Source organism: Pseudomonadota bacterium (genome assembly GCA_010028905.1).
GTDB lineage: Bacteria > Vulcanimicrobiota > Xenobia > RGZZ01 > RGZZ01 > RGZZ01.
In genome coordinates, this window is the sequence record RGZZ01000462.1 from 1 (window position 1) to 4,019 (window position 4,019).

Below are 4,019 nucleotides of genomic sequence, written 5' to 3' on the forward strand. Positions count from 1 at the left end.
TATTGGCGATGATCGTCTCCGCTGCCTGCAGGGACCTGCAACCTCCGAGACGGCGCAGCGACCTCTTCGACATGCCCGCTCCCCTGCGCGCGGGGCTCCCTGCACCCTTGCAGCATCGGCAGGACCCCCTCACGCGCGTGCGAAACCGGCGCGCGATGACGCCCCGAAGCCACCGAGAGAAGCGCGCCCCCACCGACCCCACTGCCCCCCCCTTGCGCGCCCACGGGCTGCGCTTCGCGTGGCACGCGCACGGGCTGCGCTTCGTGTCCGACCTCCTCCTGCCGCCCTTCCACGGTGCGCATCCGCGGCCCACACCTTCTGCGCACGAAGCAGACGTGAACATCACGGCCTCGCTGACGCCCCTGGGTCTTCCCGATCCGCACGAGACGAAGGGGCTCTGGCAGCTCGGAGATCGCGACGCGATCTTCACCCTCGATAGCGTGGGCCAGATGCGCGTCACAGATGGTTGCCGCGTCACCTACCGGCTTGAAGCCACCGCTGACGCTCACGACCTGGCTGCGCTATTCTGGGTCACTGTGCTGCCCATGCTTCTGGCGCAGCGCGGGATCATCTGCCTGCGCGGCACCGCCCTCGCGGACGAGCACGGCGCGGTCGTGCTGGTGGGGCTTTCCGGGGCGGGAAAGACCACCATCGGACTCGGGCTCCTGGCCCGAGGGCTGCAGCTGGTGAGTGACGGAGTGGTGAGCCTGGCGCCCGACAGATCGGGCGGCTGGATGGTGCTTCCGGGCCTGCCCGCAGTGCGCGTATGGCCGAGAGCCCTCGCGACCTGCGAACGAAGCGATGCACACCCCATCCCCCTGCGAAGGAACGTTCGCTGCGGGTGGCTGCCGACCGACGTGGTCGGTGATGCAGTGCCCCTGCGACGCGTCGTGAAGGTCGTGGCCGATGCCCGCGAGACCCCTGGCCTCGCCTCGGCGCTGCGCGACATGCGCGCCTGTGAGGCCCTGCTCGAGTCCGCGCTGCCACTGACCGCGCCCACCCGCGCGCATGCAGCCCGGCTGCTCTCCGCGCTGTCTGGCGTCGTGGGTGACGTGCCCGTGCGTGAGATCGGTCGAATCGAACAGGACGTCGCCAAGACCCTGGCCTTGATCGACGCGCCAGCCTCACCCATTCCCCCTCCCGCAGGGACCCGTCGGCGAACAGCCTCGCGCACGACCCACGCTACGGCGCAGACACGGGAAGGGTACTTCCTTCTCGCCTCGTACCCGAAATCAGGCAACACGTGGATGCGCATCCTTCTCTCCCACGTGCTCAGCGACGATGACCCCATCGACATCAACCGCTTGCTTGTGAGCCAGTCCATGACGGGGCGCGCGCTGCTCGACGCCGTCCAGGGGGTCGAGAGCGCCGTGCTCACCGAGCGCGAGATCATCGCCTTGCGTTCGTCCCTCCTCCATCAGCTGCCGCTGCCCGCGCTCCCCCTGCGATTCGCGAAGGTTCATGACGCGGGCCCGCTGCGGCATCGCAAGGAGAGTCCCTATCCGCCAGACAGCGTTGCGGGCGTCATCTACATCACCCGCAACCCGCTCGACGTGGCGGTCTCATACGCCCACCACCGCGGAACCGACATCGACGAGACCATCTCGGTCATGGCCGATCCACACAACACCCTCGCCTCGCAGGAAGGGATGCTCTATCTGCAGCTTCCTCAGCCCCTCGACACGTGGAGCGAGCACGTCAGATCGTGGCTCGACAGCGACCTGCCGCTGATCATGATCCGCTACGAAGACATGATCGCAGACCCTGCGACACAGCTGCGTCGCGTCATCGACTTTGCAGGCCTGCAGGTCGACCCCGAGCGAATCGCACGCGCAGCAGATGCGGCGCGCTTCGACCGTCTTCAGGCGCAGGAGCGGGAGCGCGGCTTCCGCGAGCGCAGCTATCGCGCGCGCTCCTTCTTCCGAGAAGGTCGCGCAGGCGCGTGGCGCGATCACCTCACGCCTGCGCAGGTCGAGCGCATCATCGCCGATCACGGCTCGGCGATGGCGCGTCTCGGCTATCTGCCGCTCGACCCAGCCCCCTCCGAGACCTCGACCTGACGCGCCACCCCCGCGAACTGCACGGCCTCGAGAAAGCGCATGTACGCCTCGGGTGCAACGCTGTGCATTCGCGCGGAGAGCCAACCGGCGTCGACGAATCGCGCCCGGTCGGAGGGCATCTCTCCACAGCCGCCGGCAAGAAGGCACAGCGCCTCGACGATCTGGGCGTGCAGGTGGGGTATGCGCGTCGCGTCGTTCTTGGTGCGATTCTGGGCCACATCATCCGGCAGCAACGTCGCCGCCACGCCCTTTGCCAGCAGACGGGTCTCTCGGCCACGACGGAAGACCTGAGAACCATATCCGAGAACGGTCTCCAGCACCCGTCGGTCGAGTAGCGGGTGGACGTAGGCAACGCGGTGGCGTGCGCCAAACGCCGCATACGATTCGAGACGTCCGCTCAGATTGCCAATCGTGAGACGCCAGAGCATCTGCGCTCGAGGTAGTGCGGGCGGTCGCCCCTCGTGGGAGAGGGGCCGGAGCGTGCGGGCCGCCCAGGGCGTGAGCACGCCTGGACCATTGCACACGCGGTAGATCTGCGCGCGCCGCAGAATCGGCCCCAGCAGCAGCCCCAACACGTCACGAACCCGGGTGATCTCCATCCGGCGAAGCTCTGCAAGCAGGGTAAGCCACCGACCGCGAACCAGGAGGTCGGTGTGACAGGCCGCGCCGTGAAACGACAGCCCCTCATCTCCTCCCCATCCGGTCACGATGACGCGCGTTCCCAGACCCGCGGCCATGGCGAGCGTGCTTCGCTCGTAGAGCAAGGTGTTCTCGATGGGCAGGTCGACCGGATCGAGCTGCATGAACGAGAGCACATCGGCTACAGACAGCCCGACGTGGCAAGGCGACAGACCGAGATGACGGGCCGCGCTCTGCAGCAAGGCCACTTCGGCAGACGCGGGCGCTTCGGTTGAACGAGGGGTCCAGGTCCAAGAGGGCGGGGAAGGTGCCCCCCGCGCCCGCAGACAGGCCACGGTGAGCGCCGCTGTGATCGATGAGTCGAGACCGCCGCTCAGGTGCACCCCCACGGGCCGCCGGGTGCGCAGGCGGTCGCTCACCGCCTGCTCGAGCACGGGCAGCACTCCCGCGACAGCCTCCTCCGGGGAGGCCTGTGCGTCGAATCGAATGTCCCCCGGGGTCCACCAGCGACGCACGTCAGCGCACGGGGCACGCCAGTGCAGCACGTGCCCCGGTGGCACCTTGCGAATCGAACGCTCGAACGTGGCTGTGGGGTGCCACATGAGCGCGTTCCGCAAGAACCCGGCCACATAGGCGGAATCGAGAGGCGGCGGCTTCCCGTTCCACATCGTGAGCACCGCGCGCAGCGGACGCGGATCGCTGGCGATGACGATGCCGTCATGGCCCCCACGGCCGCCTAGCATGGCGTAGTACATCGGGCGCACACCCAAGGCGTCACGCGCGCAGCACAGCGTGCCACGACGAAGGTCAGCCGCCACCACGGCATAATCGCCGTGGAGCACCTGGAGGGCGGCCTGGCCCCAGTGCCGCCAGGCCGCGAAGAGAAGGTCCCCGTCGGTGGCATCGTCTGGCATCGCAAGTCGGCGACAGAGCGCCTCGCGGTCGTCGAGCCTCACGTCGGCGGTGATGGCGAGCGCTGCGGCGTGGTCGACGCGGGGAAGCCGCTCTCGATCGGCCTCCGGCGCGACCGACGACAGGCGACAGGAAAGCGCCAGATCACCTGCGACGACCGCGTCTTCTCGATCGTACGGGCAGTCGGAGAGCGCGTCACGCATGACCTCGAAGCACGCCGAGACAGCCGCAGCATCACCGGGGAGATGCACCGCAAGGATCTGGGTCATTGGCGCAGGTCGCCGGCAAGCAGGTATGCCTGAACCTGTTCGGCGAAGAACGTGCTACGGCAGACCGCGAACCCCATGCGCATCCATTCCACGTTCAGCAGACCGTCCCCTCGACGGCTCTTCCCTTGCAAGTCCCAAC

The 4,019-nt window shown here is 68.2% G+C and carries 2 protein-coding genes; one reads left to right on the plus strand and one right to left on the minus strand.

What is annotated here, in order from left to right; genetic code table 11:
• On the plus strand, positions 1 to 2,060 hold a 2,060-nt coding region (locus EB084_21185), incomplete at its 5' end, for a hypothetical protein (protein NDD30778.1).
• On the opposite strand, the gene EB084_21190 is transcribed toward EB084_21185, so the two are convergent.
• Positions 2,018 to 3,880, minus strand: a complete 1,863-nt coding sequence (locus EB084_21190; protein ID NDD30779.1) for a hypothetical protein — start codon at positions 3,878 to 3,880, stop codon at positions 2,018 to 2,020. The genes EB084_21185 and EB084_21190 overlap by 43 nt on opposite strands.
• Positions 3,881 to 4,019: the final 139 nt, after the last annotated feature.

What these genes read in the sequence shown, in the direction of transcription:
- EB084_21190 (NDD30779.1), bottom strand. Translation starts at nt 3,880, where the DNA reads ATGACCCAGATCCTTGCGGTGCATCTCCCCGGTGATGCTGCGGCTGTC.